This is a genomic window from Streptomyces sp. NPDC002092 (assembly GCF_053593775.1).
The window spans coordinates 1-24,944 of the sequence record NZ_JBSFDG010000031.1 but is presented as its reverse complement, the minus strand read 5'-3'; the positions used below and the strand labels follow the sequence as shown (position 1 = coordinate 24,944).

Below are 24,944 nucleotides of genomic sequence, written 5' to 3'. Positions count from 1 at the left end.
ACGTGAGGTCGAGGTGCAGTTCCTCTAGCGCCGCTTCAGCCAGGGCCCGGCGCAGACCGAGACGGCGTAGCTGTGCCGCTGGCAAACGCACCTCTGGACAGCGCCTGCCCCCTGCCCCACCACGAAGGTAAAAGACGTCTGCGTCGTTCCGCATCAACAGTATGGACACGCGCACATCGCTCTGCGCCTCGGTCTCGTCTTGCGCAGTCGTCGCCAAGTCCGCCCCCCGCCGCTTTGACGCTAATAGGTACGAATCGCCGTCGACGCTGCAAGCAAGCATCGCGGTGGGTGCCCACCCGTCAAAGTCATCCCCATTTTCAAGGTGAACCACATCACCAAGGTTGCACTTTGCGCTTTGTTTACTTTGGCATATGCCGCGATGGTTAACCAGTCTCGGCGGAAGAGGCCTCTGCCCCACGTCCCAGAAGGTGACCGTAGCGGCGTTGGCTGGTGATGACTCCGATGTTGTTGCTCGAGGGCGTCGGCGGCGTGGCGGCCCATCTCGATGGCGTCGATCCAGTGCTCCACGCGGCGCGGGGTGTCGTCGAAGCGGAGGTTGGGCCAGCGGGCGACGTCTCCTGCGGCGACGATGCCGTCGATGGCGAAGCCGTCCGCGTCCGTGACATGGGTGGTCGGGCCGCACAGGACGCCGTCGGCGAGGTCGAGGCCGGTGTGCCACAGCCAGTCGGGGCTCAGCACGGTGCCCACGCCGACCACGGCGGCGTCCGCGCGGAGCTGTCGTTTGTCGAGGCCGGACCTCACCGATACATTCCCACCGAAGCGAGTCCCTAGCTGAAGAAGCTCAACCGGACCCGACGGTCCGTATTGCTCCTGTTCGTGTCCGGCAAACTCCGTTCGGACAACCACCAAGGTATCCGGCCGCGGGATCTCCACCGGATACGTCATCGGAATGACGCCTCCCGGTTGCCGCTGGGGCCATTGACGCTGGACGGCCTTCCCGGCCCGGCTCCTGCCCACGGGGAGCTATGAACAGTCCTAAAATGGAACAAATCATCCATCGATGATCGAGGGCAACGTGTCGGCCAACGGTGTGGCATCGAACCTTACCCGTGGGTTCCCTCTACCGGGTGCTCACACTGGGCAGCGCCCCACAGACGCGCCCTGACGCGGACCGGCCACCCGGCGGGAGAGCGGTTCACGAGTTCAGGGGTGGCAGGTCGGCGTGGAAGCGGCGTTCCCCCATCAGGTAGGCCGCGTGCGGAGCCAGATAGGCGTGCCGACGGCGGCCATGCACGATGTCGTCCGCGGTGGCGACCAGCACGCCATGGTTCGCGGAGTCCGCAGCCAGCGCCGTCAACGCGTCCCGCAGCCGCACGGCTTCGGCGGTGTCGAGGCTCAGGTCCCAGACATCGAAGAGGCGGACTACGCGGTAGGGCCGTCCGGGCACCTTCAGCGGACCGTCCACCACGTGCCGCACATGGGTGAAGTGGAGGCGGTCGATGCCGGCGGCCAGCTCCTGATGGCCGATCTCGGCGAGTTCCTCGGCGAGTTCGCGGCGCACGCACTCGAGCGCCGACTCTCGGTCCTCCTGACGGTCGAGCCAGCGGACGAAGCCGGGCAGCGCACGACCCGGCAGGAAACCGCGCAGATCGCTGCGCATGCGCTGGTCCACCCGCAGTTCCTCGCGGAACCCGAGCCGGTCCAGGGCCGGGCGCGCCGCCGGGTGGTACTTGACCACACCGCCGGGCGGACCGTAGGAGTCGGGCCGGTAGGGCGAGTGCACCAGGAGGTACCGGTCGTCGTCCTGGACACGGAGCAACGATGCGACGGAGACCCGCACTTCGCCGAAGAGACGCCAGGAGGCCACCAGTACGGGCAGTCTGCGGCGGTTGTTCCACAGCACCGATGCGATCCAGCACAGCAGCGCGACCAGTAGGCCGGTCCAGATGGCTTCCAGCACTCGCGTCCCCGTCCCCCCGTGCCCGCCCGGATGCCAAACTACAGTGAACCGACTGGGCTGGGGGGCGGACAAGGTGGAAGTGCGATTCCCGCCCGGTTGCGAGATCCCGGACGAGGAGCGGCCGGAGATCGACTGGGTGCTGCACGGCATCAGCGAGGGCGAGGGTGACGGCCGCCTGCCGAGGCCGGTGCACGGTATGGAGGTCGTCCGGCAGATCTCCGGTGGGCTCAGCGGGGCACAGGTTCTGGAGATCAAGGCCCTCTGCGGCTCTCCGGGATCCGAGGTCTGGTACGTGGTGAAGCTCCAGGACGCCGAGACCGCCCGGACCGAGTGGCAGGCCTTCCGCGACCACATGTCCGAGCTGAAAGCCGCCTACCTCACGGCGATCGCCGCTGTGAGCGAGTCCCTGCTGGAGCCCGGCGGGCCCCCGGCCGGGGAGCGCGCGGCGGTCGTGTATGTGCACGTCAGCGAGCGGATGGGGGAACCGGGGTTTCCGGTGGTCACCCTGGAGCAGCTAGCGCAGTCGGCCATGGAGGGTTCCGAGGAAGGGGCACGCCGCGCGGTGCTGCTCGTGGACCGGCTGGTGCGGCGACTGCGGGCAACGCTGTCCCGCGCGGCACGCCCCCACCCCACCAGCGAACGGCTTCAGCGGCTAAACCCACGGCTCGGCGCCGACCTGGTCGTGGAGCTGGACGACGACGCACAGCCCGGTGACGCGGTGCGACACGTGTATCCGGCGGACCTGTTCGCGGCCTCGTGCTCAGCCGGTACGGGCGACGGCGATCCCCGCTTCGCCGTCGGGTCCTGGATCTCCGTACCGGTGCAGAAGGGACGGCTGAAGAGCGGGGTGCTGACGGTCCACCCGTCGGACGACACCCGGATCGAGGTGCGGCCGGCAAAGGAGGCCACCAGACAGCTGGAGGTCTCCGACGTGCGGGCCGACGGCACCTGCACGGTCCAAGGGCCCTTGCGGGCCCGGGTGGTGAGCACCCGCGTCCTCGGCTACTGGAGTCTCGTACGCGAACTGCTGGGCGAAGAAGCGGTACTGGAGACTCACGGGCTGCGCATCGGCGAGCACCTCGTGGGTCATCCGTTTGCCCGGCTGCGGTCCATCCTCTGCGGTGCCACGGACGGCTGGGTGACCGCCACCGTCCACGACGACCTCAATCCACGCAATGTGCTCACCGCCGACTACCGGTACACCCCCCGCAAGGTGCTTCAGGTCGACGATCAGCCGTACCTCATCGACCACGCGCGGGTCGACGAGGATCTTCCCCTGCTGGGCGATCCCGCCTGGCTGGAGATCAATCTCCTGCGGAACGTGGTGGCGCCGGCGCTGAGCCGACCGGAACTGATCCGGCTGAACCGCCGCCTCGCCGTCGCCTGCCGCCACGGCGCCGACGGCGAGGCGGACGGCGGCCGGGAGGCGGACAGCGGCGGTGCCGAGTCTCCGGGGTGGGCCCTCGCCGGGGAGTCGCAGGCCTTCCGCGTGGCGTTTCGCCTCCTCTGGCACGTGCGCGCCGCTGCCCGCGACGGCTATCCCGCCGAGGGTAGGCAGCCGTGGTGGCGTGAGTACCTGGCGCAGCTCACGCTCGCGGCCTGCCGGACCCTGAAGTGGCCCCGGCAGGCGCAGAAACCCCACACCGTCGCGGCGGCGCTCATCGCCGCCGGTGTGGCGGGCGAGTTCCTGGAAGGCGAGGAGGTCGGCGCGCCGGGTTGCTTCGCCTACTGGCCGTCGACGGAACTGCACGAGCTGGCCGCCGGGGTGCTCCCGGGGCTGGATCCGGGACACGACGACGAACTGCGGCTGCTTCTGGAGCTCGTCTCCGAACTGGACCGGCGGCCGGGCGGTCGCGCACACCCCCCGGTACGGGAGGCGGTGCGGGCGGCCTGCGACCGGGCCGTGCGCGTTATGTGCGCCGACGCCGCGGAGCAGCGGCTGAACAAACTGCTGCGCGCCGGCACGAGGTTCATCTCCCTGCGCGGATCCGTGTCCGGCGAGGCGCTCGCGCCGTCCTCCGGCGCACCGGGCGGGACGCCACCCGAACGGCCCCAGGACGCCCTGCGCCTCGCCGCCGGCTACGGGTCGGTGACCCTCGTCGGCCAGGCGGGCGCCGGGAAGTCAACGCTTCTCGAAGTGCTGGAGCGTCTGTATGCCTCGGCCGTGACCGGGGAAGCCACGGACCCCGCGCTGCCCCCGCGGATGCCACTGTCCATGCACGCCGCGGACCTCGCGACGGCACTGACGCCACCCGGTGACCACGGCGAGGTCCTGGCCCGTGCCTGCACCGCCGGTGCCCTGCTCGGTGGCGCCGCCTGCGACCGGCTCCTGACCCTGCGGGGACTGCAGCTGCTGGTCGACGGCCTGGACGAAGTGCCCCCGCCCCAGCGCGCCGATGTGCTGGGGTGGCTGCGGGACCTGCGCGCGCGGCACCGGGACACGCCGGTGGTCCTGTGTCAGCGCACATCGGCCTACCCCACGGCTCCGGCGGCCGAACCGCTCAACGCGCCGGTGATCACCCTGCACCCCGTCACGACGGAACAGGCCCGTCGCTATGCGGCCGAACTCCTCTCCGACCGGAGCAGCACGCCGTGGTTCACGCCGCTCTTCGGTGAAGGGCTCCCGCCGGCCGGGCGCCGGGAGAGCGAGCCGGGTGAGGGGCTGGTCTCCGCCGGGCTGCTGGAGCTGTTGCACACGCCGCTGTTTCTGTGGATGGCTGTCGAGTCCCACGGCTCCACCGCGACGCCGCCACGCACGGCCGGTGAGCTGTTCGCCGTGTTCTCCACGTGGTATCTGACCGAGCGGCACCACCGGCACCGGGCAGACGGGCATCCGGAGCTGCGGTTCGCTCCTGAGGAGAAGCTCGACGTGCTGGAATCGGTCGCCGAACTGCTCGTCGAGCACGGCCCGATGCCGCTGAAGCGGATGGAGCCCCGGCTGGCCGAAGTACGCGAGGACTGGCGGGCCGTGGTGGACGAGGTCGTCGCCTCCCAGTTTCTCGATGTGGCGCACGGACTGGTGCGGTTCCGGCACGAGCTGTTCCAGGCCTACTGCGCCGGGCGTCTCCTGGCCCGGCTGGCGACGCAGGACGAGGCGGAACTGCTGCGGCGCGTCCTGCGGTTCGAGTGGCAGGAGCCGGCCCGCATGCTCGTAGGGCTTCCGGGCGTCGACCGGGCGGTCCTGGAACGGGTGTGGCAGCGCGCCGCCGACGCGGACGCCCGGTACGCGGCGTGGTTGATGCGTGAAGCGCCCTGGGTGCCGGCCGAATTGACGCGGACGTTCGTCGAGCGGCAGCAGCGCGTCCTGGCGTCGGGGCGGGACTGGAACCGCGCGGCCGTGGCCCTCACCCTGCTGCGTGCCGAAACCGCCTGGTCGGCGCTCGAAGACGTGGTGTCGTCCGACGACGCTCCCGCCGAAGCCGTGGTGGCCTGCCTGCGGGCCATGGGCGCCACCGTACCCGGCGCCGGCGCCACGGGTGAGGACGCAGCGCGGAGGTCGCTGCGGTGCGCGGTCGTCTCCGTGTTGCGCCGTACGGTGCCCGTCGAGGTGGAGGCCGCCGCCCTGCGGGCCATCGGCCAGGGGCAGTTGCTCACCCTGTCCAGCTATGCGACCGAACGCTGCCTCGACGCCGGGCGGCCCTGGCCGATCGTCCGGGAGGCCGCCGCCGCGCTCACCGCGCTCCATGTGGAACTCACTCCCGACGCCTGGAAGGCGCGGAACACGGCATGCCGCCGACGGCTCGCCGCCGCGGACCGGGAAGCCCAGGAAGCCGCGCGCCTGGCCGACAGCGCCGCCCTGGCGCGGGAACGCGGCGAACTGCTGTCCGTCGTGGCGCAGTCGCACGACCCGGATTCCCTGGAAGTGCTGCTGGACCATCGCTTCGATCCCGGGTTGAGCGAGCTGCCGAACTGGTCGGAGCTGCTGTCCACCGCGGCCCGGCACCGCCGCGCCGCCTCCCCCGGCGATCCCCTCGCGGGCCTGCTGCTGACCGGCGCCGAAGGCGACGGCCGCCGACAGGCGATGGATGCCTTCGCCGAGGGGTCCGACCGGGAGGCGGTCGCCGCCGCCCACCGGTTGCTGTCCGACGGTGAGGTTCCGCCCCGGCAGTTGCTCGACCTGGTCACCCCCGGATCCTCCGGGCCGCGGTTGCTCGCCGCCGCCTCCGTGGTGGAGAGTCTCGCCCTCGCGGAAATGCCCCTGGCCGAGCGGCTGGTCAGAGATCTGATCGCGCGCCCCCGGGCCGAGGATCCGCTGTGGCTGGACGGGCTGGCCGCCCTGATCGGGGCGGTGGGGCAGCAGTCGCGCGTGCTGCACGTGCAACTGCTGCACGCGGCCTCCCCCGTAGTGCGGGCCCTGGACGCGCAGCACGCGATGAAAGGGACATGGGCCCAGACGTACTACGCCGCGGACGTCGGTCATGAGGTGCTCGCCGCCCTCCTGGAGCGCGACGACGAGGAGAGCCATCGGCTCGCGATGGACCACATGAGCGGCATGGACTTCCTGCTCACAGCGGTCGGCCGTCCGGAACGCCTGATGCTGTCGCAGGAGGCCCTCGCCCGTGTCCTCGCGCACGGCCCGGCGGACTGGGACGGTTCGGCGGCCATCGGAGGCGCCGCGTCCAACTCCCCGGCCGAAGTACTGCGGTTCGTCCAGGCCGTCGCCTATGCGGGGGTCGTGGAGGCGGGGCCGTTCGTCGAGACTGTGGCCCGCTCCAAGTCGGCCGCCCGGACCTTGGTGACGTTCGGCCACTCGCACCACGGGATCGTCGAGCTGGCCCTGGCCGCCCATGCCGTCACCGCCGTGGGCTGGTTCGGGCGGCTGGCCGGCGAGCGGCAGCAGCTGCTAGCCATGCGGGAAGCGCGCTCCTGGCTGCAACAGCTGGATACCCGGGGCGACCACCCCAGCCTGGAGCGGGCACGGCTGGTGGGGCTGGGACTGCTGGGCGACTGGCTGCCGATCCTGCACGGCCTGACACCCGCGGACCCGATCCTGCACGAGGCCGCCACGGAGGTGGTGCTGCACTGGCTGCCCGTCCCCTGGGACACCAGCCCACCGGGCGACGCACGGACCACCGCGGCCTGGATCACCGACCGCCTCGCCTCCGGTGAGGTGACCAGCACCGAAGTCAGGGATGTCCTGACGGGTATGGCCACGGCGCTGAGCCGGCGACTGGGCCGGTACATCGAGGCTCCGTCGGGGCACGGGCCGGCGACGGACGGTGGTCGTGATGCGTGACCACACGGACGTGCGGGCGGACGGCCCCGAGCCGGGGCATGCCGCCAACCGTGCGCAGCTGCGGGTGGCATCCGACGTGGTCGACGTGCTGCTAAGTGATCCCGTGCTGTTCGACGCGGGGCTCGCGCGCTTCGACGAACTGAGCCGTCACCTCGGACAGCACCCGGCCGTGGACGCCCGCCAGCCGGCCACGGGCGCCCGCAATCGCGTCACAGCGCTCGTCAGGGCCTGCATGAGGGAGCCGTTCGGACTCGCCACCCTCGCGGGAACGCTGCACCTCATGGGCGCCCTGCCCGAGACAACGAAGACCGTGGAGCAGCTCGCCGAGGAGTGGCAGGCCCTGTCGTTCCACCCCGACACCGACTGGGACGCTCTGCGGGCTCTCCTCTCGGTTCTGGCGCCGACCGACCTGCCGCGACTGGTGAACCGGGCGACGGAGGGCAGGCTCCCACCGGGTGAGGGCCTCACCGGCGGCACGGCCTGGCACGCCCTGGTGCATCTGACGACGTGGAACACACCGCCGTCCGGTCTGCCACCGGCTCTGGCCTTCCTGCTCCTGCTGGTCCACTCCCCCGAGGTCCGCTCGGAGCTGAGTCAGGAGCGCCACCGGCAACTGGAGACCCGAGCCCGCGCCTGGGCCCGGCACAGCGCGCTGGAGGACGAGTACGACCGTCAAGCGGAGGAATACCGCTCCGAGTTCGCCGGGCAGTCGGCCGGTCCGCTGACCCGGTCGGTGGTCGTGCAGGTCGTCCCCGACACCCTGGACCCCGATCGCTACCACCTCACCTGCTGGGCACAGACCGACCCGGACCGCTGGTCACCCCACCGTCTGGCGGAAAGCGTGGCGACCCGTGCCGACCTGGAGCAGGCGGTGGTCCGGACCCTGACGGACGCGGAGGAAAGGACACATTGGCAGCAAGTGTCAGGCCTCACGGTGGAGTTCATCCTGCCATTGGAGCTGCTCAACTCGCCGGTGGAACGATGGGGCGCTCCGGAGACGTTCGAGCCGCGGGGACCGGTCCCCGGCACTCGGGTGCCGAGCCGCCCGGTCATCGTCCGCAGCCTGGACCGGATGCGGGCCCGTGACACGCACCGCCACTGGCACACCCGCTGGCAGCGCCTGCTGCACAGCGAGGGCCGCGTTCTGTGGAGTTCGTCGAACGGGCGGGGAGCCGTCGAGCGGATGACCGACGCGCTCGCCGACGACCCGGGCCTGGTCGCGTGCGTCCTGAGCAGACCACCGGGCTCCTACGACGGCGACGGGTACGCCGAAGTCCGCGCGGCCCTCTGGCACGGACTGCCGATCGTGGTGTGGGACCGTCTCGACTGTCAGCGGCCCGGGTTCCGCGCGGCCGCCGAGGAACTGTTGTCGGGCGGGCGGCTGGCCGAACTGCCTCAGCGCCTCGGGCGGTTGCGGCGGGACGGACAGCTGGACCGGCATGTCGTCGTGCTGTGGGACGACCCGACGCAACAGCCCGACGCAGGTGGAGCCCTCGGTACGCCCTGGAGCAGTTCGTGAACACGCAGTCGGCTCAGCCCGAGGGGCCCGAGGGCCCGGGAGGCGCCCGGGAAGCCGCCGGCCAGTGGGTGATGGGCCGGTCGCTGCGCCGCCCGGCCTGGGTCGCACCGAACACGTCCCCGGCGGCGGCACTGCTCGTGGAGCGCCGGATCGCCCCGGCACTCCAGCCGCTGCTGCCCACACCGTCCGCCGCCGGCGCGGCACTGCGCGACCTCGCCTGGCCACCCGCACCGGGCCCGGCCTGGCAGTCGGAGGGACCCCATCCCGCGGACGCGGCCGGCTGGGAGATCACCGTGGTGGCCGACGGAAGCCTTGCGATGGAGTTCTGGCGTCCCGTCGTGGAAGAACTCGTCGCGCTGCTGGTCCGCATGGGGCTGTGCCGCCAGGAGTCCCTGGTCACGCTCGACACGGAGGCGGTGCCGGGGCCCCTCGACATCCCAACCCCGGACGGCGCGGACCCGCCCGGTGCGGGACGGACGGCGCGCCCCGTGCTCCTGCTCACCGACGGGCTGGCCATGGCCTGGCGTACGAGTGCGGTCGTCCCCCGACTCCGCTCCTGGGCTCTGCGGTCCCCGGTCGCCGTCGTTCATCTGCTGCCGGAGACACTGTGGCCCAGCACCGCGATCGCGCCCCAGCCCCGAGCGCTGCGCTCACCGCTGCGGGGAGCGCCCGCAGCCCAGGTCGACTGCGAGGGCGCGGCTCCGGGGACGATCGCAGTGCCGGTGCTGGCAATGCACGAGCACCACCTGCACCGCTGGGCGAAGTTCCTCGCCCGGGGCCCCGAGGGCTGGAGCAATCTGCCGACCATCCTGGTGTCGGCGGACGCCCCCGGGCCCGCCACAGCCGCACCCGCGCCGCAGCCATCCGGCCGCACGGTCGCCGCCACGGCACAGGACCTGCTGCGGGACTTCGGTGCGGCCTCGAAGGACGCCAAAAAGCTGGCCACCCGATTGTCCGGAGTACCGCTCAACCTGCCGGTGATGCACCGTGTGCAGTCCCGGCTGCTGCCGGGGACGGCTCCGGACCTGCTGTCGGAGATCTTCATCGCGGGCCTCCTGGTACCCGTCGTGGACCGCGCCGAGATACGCAGTCACGACCGCGTGACGTTCGAGTTCCGTAGCGGTGTACGGGAGTTACTGCTCGCGTCCTTGCACAAGTCGACGACCGCCGACGCATTCCAGGACGCCGCCCACTTCCTTGAGCACGAGCTGGGGGTCTCGGAGGTCCAGGGCTGGGACCGGCTTCTGAGGAACCCCCAGGAACCGGTCACCAGCGTGGTCACGAGGCGCTCCGAGCCGTTCCTGCGCGTGCAACTCGCCGTACTCAAAGCGCTGTCCGGCCCCTACAACGCGCACGCCCGCCGCCTGGAAGAGGAGTTGGCACATTTCGCCCGTTCCGAAGGGGCCGAACGGCCCGAACAGACGCAATCCTCCGGCATCGGTGGTCCATGACCGGTCTGTTCGGGAAGGATGGAGGTCCGTGAACCTCCGCCGGGACGGCGGAAGCGGACGCGCCACCATGTCGCCGGCAGGGGGAGGAACCCGTGACCGTGCCCACCTCAGACAGCAGCGCCACCCGTGAGTGGCGTGTCTTCCGCGGCGACGGCGTCCCCCGCCCGGACGGAGCGGCAGAGCTGCCCCCCGCGCCGCCGTGGCGCACCTTCCACGGCGGGCCGCCGCTGCCGCCGCCGTTCCAGGAGGGGCGCGAGACGGACCGCAGGCTGGGCGCGTTCGCCCACACCGCGCCCCTGGGCGAAGCGGCGCTGAACGTGGTCAACGCGGCGCTGTGTCTGCGTCGACCTCTCCTGGTCACGGGTCCGCCCGGCTCCGGCAAGTCGACCCTGGCTTACCACATCGCCCATGAACTGCAGCTCGGCCCCGTGCTGTACTGGCCGATCAGCAGCCGCACCACTCTCCAGCAGGGCCTGTACGCCTACGACGCCATCGGCCGCGTACAGGACACCGCCGTACTGCGGGAGTCCACGAGGTCGGCCACCGTAGCGGCGCCGGCCGCTGATCCCAATCACCTCGCCGGGCCCCACTCCATCGGCGACTACCTCGTCCTCGGCCCCTTGGGCACCGCGCTCCTGCCTCATACGCGGCCCCGTGTCCTCCTCGTCGACGAGTTGGACAAGAGCGACATGGACCTGCCCAACGACCTGCTGAGCGTGTTCGAGGAGGGCGCGTACGTCGTCCCTGAGCTGGTCCGGTCACGCGAGAGGGAGGTGTCGGTGCTGACCGAGGACGCTCTTGGCAGGGCGCCGATCACGGAAGGCAGGGTGCAGTGCCGGGAGTTCCCCGTCGTGGTCGTCACCAGCAACGGCGAGCGGGAGTTCCCCCCGGCGTTCCTGCGGCGCTGTCTGCGGCTGGAGCTGCCCATCCCTGGTCTCGACGCGCTCGCCACCATGGTGGCGGCCCACTTCTCCACCCGGGTCGCCGAGGAGGCCCGGGACGTCATCGCGACCTTCCATGAGCGCAGCGTCGCCCACGGGAGTCTGGCCATCGACCAGTTGCTCAACGCCGTCCATCTCCTGACCCAGGGGAGTCCGCCCCCGCGGGACGGTCGCTGGGACGAGTTGATGACCTCGGTCTGGCGGCGGCTGAACGACTACTGACCGATACCGTCCGCGCCGGCGCCGACCGCCCGGCAGTCGCTGAGCGCCCTTGATCAACGGATCCATGCAGCCCGGGAGGCACACGGTGGACGAGCAGCAACCCGTGCACCCGGACGGTCTGACGGCCACGGAGATCGCCGACCTCCTGTGGCTGGCGTCGCTGGCGGGACCCCGGGGAGGCGCGGCACCCGACGGCTCCGAGGCCGACACCCCCGTTCTCCCCGACACCGAACGACCGCCGCCGGCCGAACCCACGGCGCAGGAGCACCTCCGGGACGGCGTACCCGAGCCTCCGCTCCCCGGGCGGGACGACCAGGCGTGGAGGTCTTCCGCCGCCGCCCCTCAACCGGCGTCCCAGAGTGGCACGCCTGCTGACCGGGCCGAGTTCCGGCACCGACAGCAGCTCGCCGGGCCGCTCCCACTGCCACCGCAGCGGGCTCTCGCCGACCCTCTCGTCGTGGAGCGCGCGTTGCGCCCCCTGCGCAGGCGGGGCCTCTCCCCCGCGACGACGGAGATGCTGGACGAGGAGGCAACCGCCGAGCGCGCCGTCGAGGGGGGCCTGTGGCTGCCGGTGTTCCGTCCCGCGTACGACCGTGCTTGGACCGAGGTGGTGCTGCTCGTGGACGACAGCCCGACCATGGTCCTGTGGCGGGACAAAGTCCGGGAGTTCACCGAACTACTCTCCCGCGTCGGCGTCTTCCGGTCCGTGCGCACCGTTCAGCTGATCACCGGCCCCGGCGACGGATCCGGCCCGGACGGCGCGCCCGCCGTGCCCATGCTTCGCTCACGCTCCCGTGATGTGGACCCCCGTGCCCTCGGTTTCCCGGCGAGCAGCAGGCTCATCCTGGTTCTGACCGACGGGCTCGGTCCCGCCTGGCTCACGGGCACCGTGACGCCCTTGCTGCACCACCTCGGCCGGTTGCAGGCGCTGGCCGTCCTGCAAGTGATGCCGTCCAAGCTCTGGCCTCTCACCGGGGTGTCCACCGCTCTGGTGCACCTGCGCGCCCCTGCCGCACTTACGAGCAACGCCGCCCTGTACTGGTCCGATGACGGGCGGCGACTCCCCGATCTGCAGGAGCCCGGTGAACGGGAGGCCATCCCGGTGCCGGTGCTGGAGATCGACGGCGGCGGGCTGCACAGCTGGGCCCGGCTGATGGCGGGCATGAATGTCAGTGCCACGGAGCTGCTGCCGGTGATGGCGGCCACCCGTGAGGCGCCCCTGGCCCCGCCCGCGGCGCCCGCCCTTCTCCAGGTCACGGGCGCTGACATCGTGCGGCGCGCCCGGGCCGCCCTGTCACCGACCGCGTTCCGGCTGGCTGTCCGTCTCGCCCCGGTGCCGCTGACCCTCCATACCGTGCGGCGGGTACTGCCGGGCTCCGGGCCGAAGGAGCTGGGCGAACTTCTCGCCTGTGGCCTGCTGCGGTACGTACCGGAGCCAGTCGGGCGTACGGCTGAAGCAGACACCGCCCACTTCCCGTTCGACTTCAAGCCGGGTGTACGGGAGGAACTGCTCGCCCACGGCACCCTCCGGGACACCACTCAAGTCGTGCGCGAGGTGAGCCGCTCGATGCCCGTCGAGCTGTGGAGCGACGGGCAGCGCTTCCTGATCGACACGCTCGACGGACGGCAGCCGCCGGTGCCCGAGATCACCGACGGCAACCGGGAGTCGGTCACACTCGCGGCAACAGTGCTGACGGCACTGTCGGGCCCGTATGGCGCCACCGTACGGCGCACCCGGGCGGCGCTTCAGAGGGAGCAGGGCTCCGCTGTCCCCGACGGGGGGCCGCAGACGACGATCTCCCGACCGGGCCACCCAGCCGCGGAATCGGTCGCCCCCAACCTGGACTCGCCGGAGCCGTCACCCGCGTCCCTCCCCCGGCCCGAGCACCGTCTCGCGTCCACGATCTGGGGTGAAGTTCCTCCCCGCAACGTGCATTTCACCGGCAGGCAGGACCTGCTGGACACCTTGCACGGCCTGCTGGCCCCCGGCCGGTCGAAGGAGGCGGCCCATGTGCTGACTGGCCTGGGCGGCGTGGGCAAGACCCAGCTCGCCGTCGAATACGTCTACCGGCACAGCTCCGAATACGACCTCGTCTGGTGGATCCGCGCCGATCGGCCCTCGACGATTTCCTCGGGCTTCCACGACCTGGCCAGGGCGCTGGGCCTGCCGCTCACCCCCGAGACCGCCCGCCACGAAGCGGTGTCCGTCGTACGGGAAGCGCTGCGCGCCGGTGACCTGCGGCGGAGGTGGCTGTTGGTGTTCGACAACGCCGATTCCGTCGAGGAGGTCCGGCCCTTCCTCCCTCTAGGCGGGCCGGGGGCCGTGCTGGTCACCGCGCGTTCGCCGCAGTGGGCACATGTCGCACGGACGCTGGAGGTCGACGTGTTCCGCCGAGACGAGAGCACGACACTGGTACGCCGCCGCAATCCCCGCCTCGACGAGCACGAGGCCGACGCGCTGGCCGAGACGTTGGGCGACCTCCCTCTCGCCCTGGCGCTGGCAGCGGCCTGGTTGCTGGAAACCGGGATGCCGGTGAGCGAATATCTCGCGCTGATCCAACGGCAGCTCACGGCGCTCCTCGACGAGACACCGCCGTACGACTACCAGCACAGCGTCAGCGCGGCATGGAATCTCTCCCTGGACCGGCTGCGGGAGGCGAACCTCACAGCCGTAGAACTGCTCCACGCCCTCGCTTGGCTGGCTCCCGAGCCCGTGCCGACGTCGGTGTTCCGCCACCTCGACGGCGACCACGCGCCGGCGGGCGGTTTCCTGGCGGTCTCCCGGGCCGTACGCGAGATCAACCGCCATTCCCTGGCCCGTATCGACCACCGCACCGGAACCATGCAACTGCACCGTCTGCTGCGTATGGTGTTGCGCTCGTCCATGTCGGACGGCGAGCGCGAAACCTCGCTGCGGACGGCCCGCTCACTCGCTGCATCGCTCCCGCCCAGCCCGTCCCGCACCGCCCATCTGTTCGCCTGCCGGGCCGTGGAGTCCCAGGACTCCACGGTGCGGTCCGCGCTCCTGGATCAGTTGCGGTGGCTGGCGGCGGAGGGCCTGACGCGTGACGAGCACCGCTTGGCCGACGCTGTGCACGAGGAATGGTCGCGCACGGACACGATGACTCCAGCCGAACTGACCGAGCTGGCACGCCACCTTCCATTCCCACCGTGACGACAACTGGCCCGCGACGGGGCGTCCAGCCGTCCCACGCGTGCCTGTGGGCTCCCGTAGTGCGACAGATTCCCGGCCCGGCGGCTGTCAGCCGCACGCCTGCTGGCACGTTTCGGCTCACGGCCCGGTGACGCCGACCCGCTGCCGCTGGGCATGTTCGTCGCGCTGACGACCGACCCGCGCCCAGCGTCAGAGGCGAGGCAGCCACCGCCCTCACCCGCTCACTGGCCTGGACGTCCAGCGCCGTGTGCCAGTAGGCCGTCCTGATCGCGTCGAGCGAGGCCGGCTGCCGCACCCCGCTCGGCCGACGCGGCATGGAGATCTGCCGTGAAGTCCGTGATCATCTCTACGCAGCAGCGATTGGTGGAGAAACGGGCCGCTCAGGAACACGCGTAGGCGGTACGCGGCGCGGTGCAGCAAGTGCGGGATAGTCAGCGATCAGTACCTCCCGGTCGAGAGCTGACCTGTCGGTGCCTCAGGACGCCATGTCTCCGGCCCATGACGGACGGGTGGGACCGCGCCACGACGCTCCCGCAACGCATGGAGGGGAAAACCGCAGGTCAAAGCCGCGCAAGCGTCACCCTGGACGTGCAAGAAGCCGGATTCGCTACACCACGCGCAGCGTTCGCTGCACACCACACACCCTCGAAAAATCACGTTCTCGCAGGCCAGAAGGGGTCACGTCCGCGGGAGTGGTGTATTGACGGCCACTCGGTGATCTCTTCTTTGAAGCTATGCGGTGAGTTCGGTCGGGAGGACGCTCTCGTCGGTTTCTGACTCGATCGAGTGGAGGCGGGCCTTGGCGAGCAGGTCGAGGCCCATGTAGCGGCGGGCTTCGGTCCACTCGTCGTTCTGCTCGGCCAGCACCGCGCCGACCAGGCGGATCAACGCGGTGCGGTCGGGGAAGATGCCGACCACGTCGGTACGGCGGCGGATCTCCTTGTTGAGGCGTTCCTGCGGGTTGTTCGACCAGATCTGCCGCCAGATCTCGCGCGGGAACGCGGTGAACGCCAGGACGTCGCCCTGGGCGGCGTCCAAGTGGGCTGCGGCCTTGGGGAACTTGGCCTCCAGGGCGTCGAGGACGTGCCGCATCTGGGCCTGGACGGCGTCGGTGTCGGGCTGTTCGAACACGGTCCGCAACAAGGTGGCCACCCAGGGCTGGGCCGACTTGGGTACCTGGCTCAGCAAGGCGCGGGCGTAGTGGGTGCGGCATCGCTGCCAGCTCGCGCCGGGCAGGGTGGCGCCGATCGCGTTGACCAGACCCATGTGCGCGTCGGAGATGACCAGTTGGACGCCGGACAGGCCGCGGGCGATCAGGGAGCGCAGGAACGCGAGCCAGCCGGCGCCGTCCTCGGCGGTGGCCACGTCCAGGCCGAGGATCTCGCGGTGTCCGTCGGCGTTGACGCCGACCGCGACCAGCGCGTGGACGTTGATGATGCGGCCGCCCTCGCGGACCTTCTGCGTGAGCGCGTCCACCCAGACGAAGGCGTAGGGGCCGGCGTCCAGGGGGCGGTTGCGGAATGCGGCGACCTGTTCGTCCAGGTGCTTGGCCATCGCGCTCACCTGGGACTTCGACAACTGGGTGACCCCGAGGGACTCCGCGAGCTTCTCGGCCCTGCGCGTGCTCACGCCCAGCAGGTAGGCGGTGGCGACCACCGAAATCAGGGCTTGCTCGGCCCGCCGGCGTCGCTCCAGCAGCCAGCTGGGGAAGTAACTCCCGGACCTGAGCTTGGGGATGGCCAGTTCGACGGTGCCGGCGCGGGTGTCCCACTCGCGTGGGCGATAGCCGTTGCGGTGGTTGACGCGTTCGTCGCTGACCTGCCCGTATTCGGCGTTGCAGAGGGCGTCGGCCTCCGCGGACATGAGCGCGTCGGCGAACGTCTTGACCATCGCGCGCAGCAGATCGGGACTCGCCGCGGCGAGGTTGTCTTCCGCGAGGGCGTGCAGGGGCAGACTGTCGGGTGCGGTCATCGTGCTGATCTCCTTCGAGGCTTCGACACTTCGAAGATCAGCCGGTGGCCGTTCATCTATGCGGGCACCATCCCGATGCCGGAGCAAACCCCCGGATCAGGTCGACCCCGTACACCATCTCCCTGGACGCAACCCCAGAAGGTTTCTGCACGCATAGCGAGCGTTGTGGGGCGGGTGGGACTCGAACCCACGGCCGATCAGAGACAAGGCCCGCTGCTCGGGCAACACAGCAGCACCCCTACCTTCGGCTTCATCGTTCACCGCATCGCTCGATGTCAGTGCAGGTGGAGTGCGAGCCAGACTCGTTGGGTTCGGCCGGACTTCGGACCTACAGTCGGCACCCTCGTCACGCAAGGAACGACAACCGCACCTGGCGACGAGGATTGTCCTTGTTCGTATCCACCAGACACACCGACTGCCAAGTCCCCAACTCCAGCCGCCCGTCCACCACAGGCAGCGTCGCATGCGGTGGTACGAGTGCCGGGAGGACGTGGTCGCGGCCGTGGCCGGGGCTGCCGTGGCGGTGCTGCCAGCGGTCGTCTGCGGGGAGGAGGGTGTGGAGGGTGGCGAGGAGGTCGTCGTCGCTGCCGGAGCCCGTTTCGAGGATCGCGATTCCGGCAGTTGCGTGGGGGACGAAGACGTTGAGCAGGCCGTCTCGGCCGGCGGCCGCCTCCCGCAGGAAGGCCTCGCAGTCACGGGTCAGGTCCACGACTCGTTCCGTGGAACCGGTGGCGACGTTCAGGACTCGGGTGGTGAAGGCATCTGACATGCCCCCATCCTCACCCATACGCCGGGTTTCGCAGGTCAACGGCGGTTCGCTGGTTGATACGGGTGGTCCAGTCCGCGAGACGCCATTGACCGTGCACGGACGACTTGGCTACTTTCGCCGCATGTTGCGTTCAGCCATGCTCACCACGCGCGGTCACATCGACCTGCTGCGGGTGGCCTCCGCCGCGTGTCGTCGCGGCTGCTGACGCCTTCCCCCTTCTTCCCCCTCCCTCCCTGCCTGTACCCCGCCGTACCCGCACGCTCCGCGTGACGTGGCGGCGCTGAGGCGCGCACCCCCCTCCCTCACCGGACGCTCTCCTCCCCATGGAGCACCCATGAGCATCAGCCATGCCCCGCCCGGCTCCTCTGAACCTGATATTTCCCCTATATCCGCATCGAAGGGGGCCGATGTCGACTCCCTCGACTCGGCATCCCTCGAGCTCACCCCCATCGTCCCCGTCTCCTCCCGCCGCACCCGCATCCCGCGCTGGCTGCGCCGCACGGCGGGTCCCCTCCTGCTGCTCGGCCTGTGGCAACTCCTCAGCGCCACCGGCGTGTTGGCGTCGGACGTTCTCGCCTCGCCAGGCCGGATCGCCCAGGTCGCCGGGGATCTGATCGGTGACGGTTCGCTGGCTTCCGCCATGGGCACCTCGCTGCAGCGCGTGGCGTTCGGACTGCTCCTCGGCACCGTCATCGGCACCGGGCTCGCCCTGGTCTCGGGCCTGTTCAGGATCGGCGAGGACCTGGTGGACGCCCCGGTGCAGATGCTGCGGACCGTGCCGTTCGTGGGGCTGATCCCGCTGTTCATCATCTGGTTCGGCATCGGAGAGGCCCCGAAGGTCGCCATCATCACCCTTGGTGTGACCTTCCCGCTCTACCTCAATGTGTACGCCGGAATCCGCGGTGTGGACGCCCAGTTGATCGAGGCCGGGGAGTCGCTCGGCCTCTCCCGTTGGGGGCTCGTGCGGCATGTCGTGCTGCCGGGGGCCCTGCCCGGCGCGCTGACCGGGCTGCGCTACTCCCTCGGCATCGCCTGGCTGGCACTGGTCTTCGCGGAGCAGGTCAACGCCGACTCCGGCATCGGCTTCCTGATGGTGCAGGCACGGGACTTCCTGCGCACCGACGTGATCGTGGTCTGCCTGATCGTCTACGCCTTCCTCGGCCTGCTGGCCGACTTCATCGTCCGCTCCCTCGAAAGGCTGCTGCTGCAATGGCGACCGACGTTCACCGGCCGGTGACCCCGCTGACTGCGGTACGGGTCGAGGGGCTGACCCGCTCCTTCGACGGCCGTGCCGTCATCGACAACCTTCAACTCGACGTGCGGCCGGGCGAGTTCGTCGCCCTGCTCGGTCGCAGCGGCTGCGGCAAGTCCACCCTGCTGCGCATCCTGGCGGGCCTCGACCGCGACATCGAGGGCACCGTCCTGGTGCCGCGCCGCAAGGCCGTCGCCTTCCAGGCGCCACGGCTGATGCCGTGGAAGAAGGTGTGGCGCAACGTGCTGCTCGGCCTGCCCGGAAAGCCCGCACGGGCCGTCGCCGAACAGGCCCTGGACGAGGTCGGCCTCGGCCACCGATCCGACGCCTGGCCCAAGACCCTCTCCGGCGGCGAGGCCCAGCGCGCCTCCCTCGCCCGGGCGTTGGTCCGCGAGCCCGATCTGCTGCTGCTCGACGAGCCGTTCGGCGCGCTCGACGCGCTCACCCGCATCAAGGCGCAGCGCCTGGTGGGCGAGTTGTGGCAGCGCCGGGGCTGCGCGGTGCTGCTGGTCACGCACGACGTCGAGGAGGCCGTCCTGCTCGCCGACCGCGTCCTGGTGATGGACGACGGCGTCATCGCGCACGAGCAGGAGATCGATCTCGACCGACCGCGCGACATCACCGACCCCCGGTTCGCCGAGCTGCGCGCCGGGCTGCTGGAACGGCTCGGCGTCGACACCGCCGCCGAAGCCGCCTGAACTCCCCCTTCCTGATCTCGGTTGCACAGAACGGATCCACCCATGCGACGACGTCTCGTCCCTGCCGCGCTGCTCCTGCCCTTCGCTCTCCTGCTCACCGCCTGCGGCGGGAACTCGTCCGCGAGCACGGAGACCGGCACCGACGGCCAGGGTTCGCTCACCCTCAACGTCGGTGACCAGAAGGGCGGTTCCGAGGCCATCCTGCGGGCCGCCGGGGAGCTCAAGAACCTCGACTACAAGATCAAGTGGTCCACCTTCACCTCCGGCCCGCCGCTGCTGGAGGCCGTCAACGCCAAGGCCGTCGACATCGGCGGCGTCGGCAACACCCCGCCGGTGTTCGCCGCCGGCGCGGGCTCGAAGATCACGGTGGTGGCCGCCTTCCACGGCACCTCCAAGGGCGACGCCATCCTCGTACCGAACGACTCGAAGCTGTCGAAGCCGCAGGACCTCAAGGGCAAGTCGGTCGCCGTGGCGCAGGGTTCGTCCGCCAACTACCAGCTGGTCGCCTCCCTCAAGGCGGCCGGGCTGAGCCTGAGCGACGTCAAGGTCAAGTACCTCCAGCCGGCCGACGCGCTGGCCGCGTTCACCTCCGGCAAAGTGGACGCATGGGCGGTGTGGGACCCGTACACCTCGCAGATCCTGCAGGGCAAGCAGGGCCGTGTCCTCACCACCGGCGAGGGCATCACCAACGGCCTGACGTTCCAGGTGGCGGCGCCGAGTGCGCTGCAGGACACGAAGAAGGCCGCCGCCATCAAGGACTATCTGGAGCGGCTGCGGCGGGCCACGGCGTGGGTCTACGGCCACCAGGAGGAGTGGGCGAAGGTCTGGGCGAAGGACACCGGTCTGCCGTACGAGGTGGCGCTGGCCTCCGTGCGGCGCACCAACGCCACCCGGATCTCGGTCGCCGTCGACAAGCCGCTCATCGCCTCCGAGCAGCAGATCGCCGACACCTTCACCGCCTTGAAGCTCATCCCGAAGACGGTCGACTTCGGCGCCTTCGTGGACACCCGCTACAACGGCAAGCTGCCGGCCTCGACCACGCCCGCCCGGGCTTCCGAGGGCTGAGCACTGCACACCGTCCGGCACCTCACGGCCCCACCGCGGGAAGATCCACGGCGCCCGCACGGTTAGTAGAAACGTGAACAACACGCGCGAGGTCGAGGTAGTCGTCGTGGGCGCTGGTCAGGCAGGTCTGTCCAGCGCCTATCACCTGCGGCGCACCGGTTTCGAGCCTGGGCGTGACTTCGTGGTGCTCGACCACTCCCCCGGGCCGGGGGGCGCCTGGCAGTTCCGGTGGCCGTCGCTGACCTACGGCAAGGTGCACGGCATGCATGCGCTGCCGGGCATGGAGCTGACCGGCGCCGATCCGGCTCGGGCCTCGTCCGAGGTGATCGCCGAGTACTTCGCCGCGTACGAGCGCACCTTCGATCTGCGGGTCCGGCGGCCCGTCGAGGTGCATGCCGTGCGGGAGGGCGTGGGCGGGCGGCTGCTTGTGGAGACCTCGGACAGCGACTGGTCGACGCGGGCCCTGATCAACGCGACCGGCACCTGGGACCGGCCGTTCTGGCCGCGCTATCCCGGTCAGGAGAGCTTCCGGGGGCGGCAGTTGCACACGGCGCAGTACCCCGGGCCCGAGGCGTTCGCCGGGCAGCGGGTGGTCGTGGTGGGCGGGGGTGCCTCGGGTACGCAGCATCTGCTGGAGATCGCCCCGTACGCGGCTGCCACCACATGGGTGACCAGGCGGCCGCCGGTCTTCCGTGAGGGCCCCTTCACCGAGGACGTGGGGCGGGCGGCCGTCGCGCTCGTCGAGGAGCGGGTGCGGCAGGGGCTGCCGCCGAAGAGTGTCGTCTCGGTCACCGGGCTGCCGCTGAACGACGCGGTCCGGCAGGGCATCGAGGACGGGGTCCTCGACCGCCGGCCCATGTTCGACCGGATCACCCCGGACGGGGTGGAGTGGAACGACGGGCAGCGGGTGGAGGCCGACGTCATCCTGTGGGCCACCGGGTTCCGGGCGGCCATCGACCATCTGCGGCCGCTGCGGCTGCGCGAGCCGGGCGGCGGGATCCGCGTCGAGGGCACGCGTGCGGTCGCCGATCCGCGGGTCCATCTCGTCGGCTACGGCCCCTCGGCCAGCACTATCGGCGCCAACCGGGCGGGCCGGGCCGCCGTACGGGACATCCGGCGACTGCTGGCCGGGCAGCCGACCGAACCGGTCGCCGCCTGACGGCCGGTCCGCCGGCTACTTCGTGGCCTGCGGGACGGTACTGTTCTGCGCGGTCTGCGGGGCGGAAACATGCTGCGTGGCCTGCGGAGCGGAACTGCTCTGCGCGATCTGGGGAGCGGAGCTGCTCTGGGCGATCTGAGGAGCGGAGCTGCTCTGCGTGGCCTGCGGAGCGGAGCCGTTCTGCCGGGCGTTGAACTCGGCCACATTGCGCTGATGTTCGGCGAAGTCGGCGGTGAAACGGGTGTCGCCCGGCTTGACCGTGACGAAGTACAGCCAGTCGCCCGCGGGCGGATTGATCGCGGCGCGCATCGCCTCCTCGCCCGGGTTGTCGATCGGGGTGGGCGGCAGGCCCATGCGCAGGTAGGAGTTGTAGGGACTGACGAGCTTCGTGTCGTCGGCGCTCGTCTTCAGCGTGGCGCGCTTGAGGGCGTAGTTGAGGGTGGAGTCCATCTGCAGCGGCATCCCCCGCTCCAGCCGGTTGAAGACGACCCTAGCCACCTTGCCCATATCGGCCTTCGAGGCTGCCTCGGCCTGCACGATGCTCGCGACGGTGACCGCCTGGTAGACGTTCATGGCGTTGCGCTGAGCGCCGGCCGCAAGCGGGGCGCCGTTGAACTTCTTGTTGGCGGTGTTGACCATGAACGACAGCAGGGACTCGGGCGTCGTCTTCTTCGTGACGGGATAGGTCGCGGGGAAGAGGTAGCCCTCCGGGTTGCCCGCCGCGTCCGTCGGCAGCTTCAGGCGGGCCTTCGGGAGTGCCTTCTCGGTGCTGCCGGCGGGCAGGGCGAGGGCCTTGTCCACGGCGCCGTAGACCTGACTCGCACGCCAGCCCTCCGGGATCACCAGGGAGGCGGGCTTGGCCTCCTGCACGCCGTGCCGCACGGTCACCAGCGGCACCACCACGGCGGCGCCGGCCACCACGGCTCCGGTCGCGAGGAGGATGAGGACGAGTCGGCCCCGGCGCGTCAGTCGGATCGTGCCCCGTGGCGGAATGTTCTGATGCATGCGGGCACGGTAACCCGCATATCACCATAAACCCGACAGATCTTCAGCCTGTCGGTTCCAGTTGGGCATCCCGGCGTACGAGGGCCGCGTACCGCCCCTCCTGATCGAGCAGCTCTTCGTGTGTGCCCCGTTCGGCGACGCGGCCGGAGTCGAGTACCACGATCTGGTCGGCGCCGCGGATGGTGGACAGGCGGTGCGCGATGGTGAGCGTGGTGCGGTTGGCCGAGAGGGCGTCGATGGCCTCCTGGACGGCCGCCTCGGTGCGGTTGTCCAGGGCGCTGGTCGCCTCGTCGAGGATCAGCACCGGGGGGTCGCGCAGGATGGTGCGGGCTATCGCCAGGCGCTGCTTCTCGCCGCCGGAGAAGCGGTGGCCGCGCTCGCCGACGACGGTGTCGTACCCGTCGGGCAGTGAGGCGATGTGGTCGTGGATCTGGGCCGCTCTGGCTGCCGCGTGCAGTTCGTCGTCGGTGGCGTCCGGCTTGGCGAAGCGCAGGTTCTCGGCGACCGAGGCGTGGAAGAGATACGTCTCCTGGGAGACCACGCCGACCGCGCGCGCGAGGGTGTCGAAGTCGAGGTCGCGGACGTCGACGCCGTCGAGGGTGACGCGGCCGCCGGTGACGTCGTAGAGCCGCGGGACGAGATAGCCGAGCGTCGACTTGCCTGCACCGGTGGGGCCCACGACGGCGAGACTGCTGCCGGCGGGGACGGTGACGTCGATGCCGTCGAGGGTGGGGCCCCTCTGGTTGTCGTTGCTGTCGTATCGGAACGAAACGTCCTCGAAGCGGACCTCGCCCTTGATCCGGTCGAGGTGGACCGGGTCCTCCCGCTCGGTGATGTCGATCGGCAGGTCGAGGTATTCGAAGATGCGCTGGAAGAGCGCGAGCGAGCTCTGGATCTGCACACCGGTCGACAGCAGGCTCACGGCCGGGCGGAACAGGCCCTGCTGGAGCGAGACGAAGGCGACGATGGTGCCGATGGAGATGCCGGGGCCGCCCGTCTGGAGGGCGATGCCCGCTGTCCAGTAGATGACGGCCGGCATGGCGGCCATGACGATCGTGATGACCGCCATCCGCCAGCGGCCGGACATGTTCGACCGCACCTCGAGGTCGACCAGTTCCTCGGACTCCTCGGCGAAGGACTTCGTCAGCGAGTCGGAGCGGCCCATGGTGCGGCCCAGCAGGATGCCGCTGACGGAGAGCGACTCGGTGACCGTGGCGGCCATGGCGGCCATCTGCTTCTGGCGCTCGGTGGTGATCTTCTTGCGTTCCCTGCCGACGCGCCGGCTGATCCACACGAAGACCGGGAGCAGCAGCAGCGAGACGACGGTCAGGCGCCAGTCGAGGGCGATCATCGCGACGATCGTGGCGACCACGCTGGTCAGGTTGGAGACCAGGGAGGTGGCGGTTGAGGTGACGGTGGCCTGCATGCCGCCGATGTCGTTGGCTATGCGGGACTGGACCTCGCCGGTACGGGTGCGCGTGAAGAACGCGAGCGACATGCGCTGCAGCCGGCCGTAGACGGCGGTGCGCAGGTCGTGCATGACGCGCTGGCCGACCGTCGTGGAGATCAGCGTCTGCAGCACACCGAAGACACTGGTGAGGACGGCGCTGAGGATCATGCCGAGCGCGAGCAGGCTGAGCAGGCCGGTGCGGCCCTGGGGGATCGCGACGTCGAGGGTCGCCTTCAGCAGGAAGGGCGTGGCCACCGAGACCAGCGAGGCGGCGCCGACCAGCAGGCCGACCACGGCCAGACGGGCGCGGTAGGGGCGGAAGAGCCTCAGGATGCGGCGCACCTGCCGGGGTTGCTCCTTGGCATCGGCCGGCGGTGTCCAGCGGGGTTCTCGATCGGGGTGCAATGGACTCCTAGGGAGTGAGGTGACGAAGACGGGCGGAGCCTAGCTCATTGTTACCTATGCTCACAATGAATTAGGTCCTGATATTGTTCCCGCATGGCCACCCCCGATTCCGACAGCCTGCTCGCCGAGCAGCTGCTGCGGTTCACCCGCCGTGTGCACCGCATCCAGAAGCGGCACATCGAGCAGTGCGGCCTGGGCGTCACCCCGGCCCAGTCCCGCCTGTTGCGCACCCTGGCGCACTGGAGCTCACCACCGCGGATGGCAGACCTGGCCGAGCGCCTCGAGGTGGTACCGCGGGCGGTGACCACCCTGGTCGACGGGCTGGAGGCGAGCGGCAAGGTGCGGCGGGTGCCGGATCCGACCAACCGCCGGGTGATCCGGATCGAGCTCACGGATGACGGCCGCAAGGCGCTGAGCGAACTACGGGGAGCGCGCCGCTCGGCCGCCGAGGAGATCCTCGCTCCGCTGAGCGACGATCAGCGCGTTGTCCTGGGCGGACTGCTGGACACGCTGGTGGACGGGGCGCCTGAGAGGCGCTGCGGCCAGGGGGCATAACGGTTCGCGGGCGGCTGCGGGTGAGTGGGGGCTTGTCGCGCAGTTCCCCGCGCCCCTTCACCGCCGCGAACGGCTCGATCAACGGCCTGGCGCTGCAGCCGTCGACGTACGCCCTGGACTACTACGAGTCCCTGGAGGGCATGAACGTCC

The 24,944-nt window shown here is 70.6% G+C and carries 16 protein-coding genes; 10 read left to right on the top strand and 6 right to left on the bottom strand.

The genetic code is table 11. The features are described 5' to 3' along the window. Positions 1-240 precede the first annotated feature (240 nt). Both ACWCRD_RS41960 and ACWCRD_RS41955 read right to left on the bottom strand, forming a co-directional pair. Positions 241-906, bottom strand: a complete 666-nt coding sequence (locus tag ACWCRD_RS41960; RefSeq protein WP_450970937.1) for a hypothetical protein — start codon at positions 904-906, stop codon at positions 241-243. Positions 907-1,156: 250 nt separating this feature from the next. Next, positions 1,157-1,921, bottom strand: a complete 765-nt coding sequence (locus tag ACWCRD_RS41955; RefSeq protein ID WP_450970936.1) for an SMODS-associated NUDIX domain-containing protein — start codon at positions 1,919-1,921, stop codon at positions 1,157-1,159. Between the two features lie 79 nt (positions 1,922-2,000). On the opposite strand from ACWCRD_RS41955, the gene ACWCRD_RS41950 reads away from it, so the two are divergent. The 5 genes from ACWCRD_RS41950 to fxsT all read left to right on the top strand — a co-directional run bounded on the left by ACWCRD_RS41950 (position 2,001) and on the right by fxsT (position 14,465). Continuing rightward, the gene (locus tag ACWCRD_RS41950) at positions 2,001-7,157 is read left to right on the top strand and encodes a hypothetical protein (RefSeq protein WP_450970935.1); all 5,157 of its coding nucleotides are present in this window, start codon (positions 2,001-2,003) and stop codon (positions 7,155-7,157) included. After that, a complete protein-coding gene (locus ACWCRD_RS41945; RefSeq protein ID WP_450970934.1) occupies positions 7,150-8,676 on the top strand; it encodes a VMAP-C domain-containing protein in 1,527 nt (508 codons plus the stop codon). Before ACWCRD_RS41950 ends, ACWCRD_RS41945 begins: the two co-directional genes overlap by 8 nt. Beyond that, complete coding sequence (locus ACWCRD_RS41940) at positions 8,673-10,127, top strand: SAV_2336 N-terminal domain-related protein (protein WP_450970933.1); 1,455 nt, start codon at positions 8,673-8,675, stop codon at positions 10,125-10,127. Before ACWCRD_RS41945 ends, ACWCRD_RS41940 begins: the two co-directional genes overlap by 4 nt. Positions 10,128-10,225: 98 nt before the next feature. Continuing rightward, entirely contained in the window at positions 10,226-11,290 is a 1,065-nt protein-coding gene (locus tag ACWCRD_RS41935; RefSeq protein ID WP_450970932.1) for an AAA family ATPase, read from the top strand. A gap of 85 nt (positions 11,291-11,375) precedes the next feature. Next, on the top strand, positions 11,376-14,465 hold the full coding sequence (fxsT, locus tag ACWCRD_RS41930; protein WP_450970931.1) for an FxSxx-COOH system tetratricopeptide repeat protein: 3,090 nt from the start codon (positions 11,376-11,378) through the stop codon (positions 14,463-14,465). 732 nt (positions 14,466-15,197) lie between these two features. Here the strand turns inward: fxsT and ACWCRD_RS41925 are convergent. Together ACWCRD_RS41925 and ACWCRD_RS41920 are read right to left on the bottom strand one after the other, a co-directional pair. Then, on the bottom strand, positions 15,198-16,436 hold the full coding sequence (locus tag ACWCRD_RS41925) for an IS256 family transposase (RefSeq protein WP_450970930.1): 1,239 nt from the start codon (positions 16,434-16,436) through the stop codon (positions 15,198-15,200). Positions 16,437-16,782: 346 nt separating this feature from the next. Beyond that, complete coding sequence (locus ACWCRD_RS41920; protein WP_450970929.1) at positions 16,783-17,205, bottom strand: secondary thiamine-phosphate synthase enzyme YjbQ; 423 nt, start codon at positions 17,203-17,205, stop codon at positions 16,783-16,785. A gap of 334 nt (positions 17,206-17,539) precedes the next feature. On the opposite strand from ACWCRD_RS41920, the gene ACWCRD_RS41915 reads away from it, so the two are divergent. The 4 genes from ACWCRD_RS41915 (at position 17,540) to ACWCRD_RS41900 (ending at position 21,379) form a co-directional block, all read left to right on the top strand. Next, on the top strand, positions 17,540-18,442 hold the full coding sequence (locus ACWCRD_RS41915) for an ABC transporter permease (RefSeq protein ID WP_450970928.1): 903 nt from the start codon (positions 17,540-17,542) through the stop codon (positions 18,440-18,442). Further along, a complete protein-coding gene (locus tag ACWCRD_RS41910; protein ID WP_450970927.1) occupies positions 18,415-19,155 on the top strand; it encodes an ABC transporter ATP-binding protein in 741 nt (246 codons plus the stop codon). The genes ACWCRD_RS41915 and ACWCRD_RS41910 overlap by 28 nt, the downstream gene beginning before the upstream one ends. A 42-nt stretch (positions 19,156-19,197) precedes the next feature. Next, a complete protein-coding gene (locus ACWCRD_RS41905; protein WP_450970926.1) occupies positions 19,198-20,220 on the top strand; it encodes an ABC transporter substrate-binding protein in 1,023 nt (340 codons plus the stop codon). A gap of 73 nt (positions 20,221-20,293) precedes the next feature. Beyond that, positions 20,294-21,379, top strand: coding sequence for an NAD(P)-binding domain-containing protein (locus tag ACWCRD_RS41900; protein WP_450970925.1), 1,086 nt, complete (start codon positions 20,294-20,296; stop codon positions 21,377-21,379). A gap of 15 nt (positions 21,380-21,394) precedes the next feature. Here ACWCRD_RS41900 and mltG read toward each other — a convergent pair whose 3' ends face one another. Further along, complete coding sequence (gene mltG, locus ACWCRD_RS41895; protein WP_450970924.1) at positions 21,395-22,384, bottom strand: endolytic transglycosylase MltG; 990 nt, start codon at positions 22,382-22,384, stop codon at positions 21,395-21,397. A gap of 43 nt (positions 22,385-22,427) precedes the next feature. Continuing rightward, complete coding sequence (locus ACWCRD_RS41890; protein ID WP_450970923.1) at positions 22,428-24,239, bottom strand: ABC transporter ATP-binding protein; 1,812 nt, start codon at positions 24,237-24,239, stop codon at positions 22,428-22,430. Positions 24,240-24,332: 93 nt separating this feature from the next. On the opposite strand from ACWCRD_RS41890, the gene ACWCRD_RS41885 reads away from it, so the two are divergent. Further along, positions 24,333-24,794 carry a MarR family winged helix-turn-helix transcriptional regulator gene (locus ACWCRD_RS41885; RefSeq protein WP_450970922.1) on the top strand — a complete coding sequence of 154 codons (462 nt, stop codon included), beginning with the start codon at positions 24,333-24,335 and terminating at the stop codon, positions 24,792-24,794. Positions 24,795-24,944 lie beyond the last annotated feature (150 nt).

Bases quoted from the DNA above. Each gene is read 5' to 3' on its own strand.
- ACWCRD_RS41960 (WP_450970937.1), bottom strand. From the start codon at position 906: ATGACGTATCCGGTGGAGATCCCGCGGCCGGATACCTTGGTGGTTGTC.
- ACWCRD_RS41945 (WP_450970934.1), top strand. From the start codon at position 7,150: ATGCGTGACCACACGGACGTGCGGGCGGACGGCCCCGAGCCGGGGCAT.
- ACWCRD_RS41925 (WP_450970930.1), bottom strand. From the start codon at position 16,436: ATGACCGCACCCGACAGTCTGCCCCTGCACGCCCTCGCGGAAGACAAC.
- ACWCRD_RS41920 (WP_450970929.1), bottom strand. From the start codon at position 17,205: ATGTCAGATGCCTTCACCACCCGAGTCCTGAACGTCGCCACCGGTTCC.
- ACWCRD_RS41915 (WP_450970928.1), top strand. From the start codon at position 17,540: ATGAGCATCAGCCATGCCCCGCCCGGCTCCTCTGAACCTGATATTTCC.
- ACWCRD_RS41910 (WP_450970927.1), top strand. From the start codon at position 18,415: ATGGCGACCGACGTTCACCGGCCGGTGACCCCGCTGACTGCGGTACGG.
- ACWCRD_RS41905 (WP_450970926.1), top strand. From the start codon at position 19,198: ATGCGACGACGTCTCGTCCCTGCCGCGCTGCTCCTGCCCTTCGCTCTC.
- mltG (WP_450970924.1), bottom strand. From the start codon at position 22,384: ATGCATCAGAACATTCCGCCACGGGGCACGATCCGACTGACGCGCCGG.
- ACWCRD_RS41885 (WP_450970922.1), top strand. From the start codon at position 24,333: ATGGCCACCCCCGATTCCGACAGCCTGCTCGCCGAGCAGCTGCTGCGG.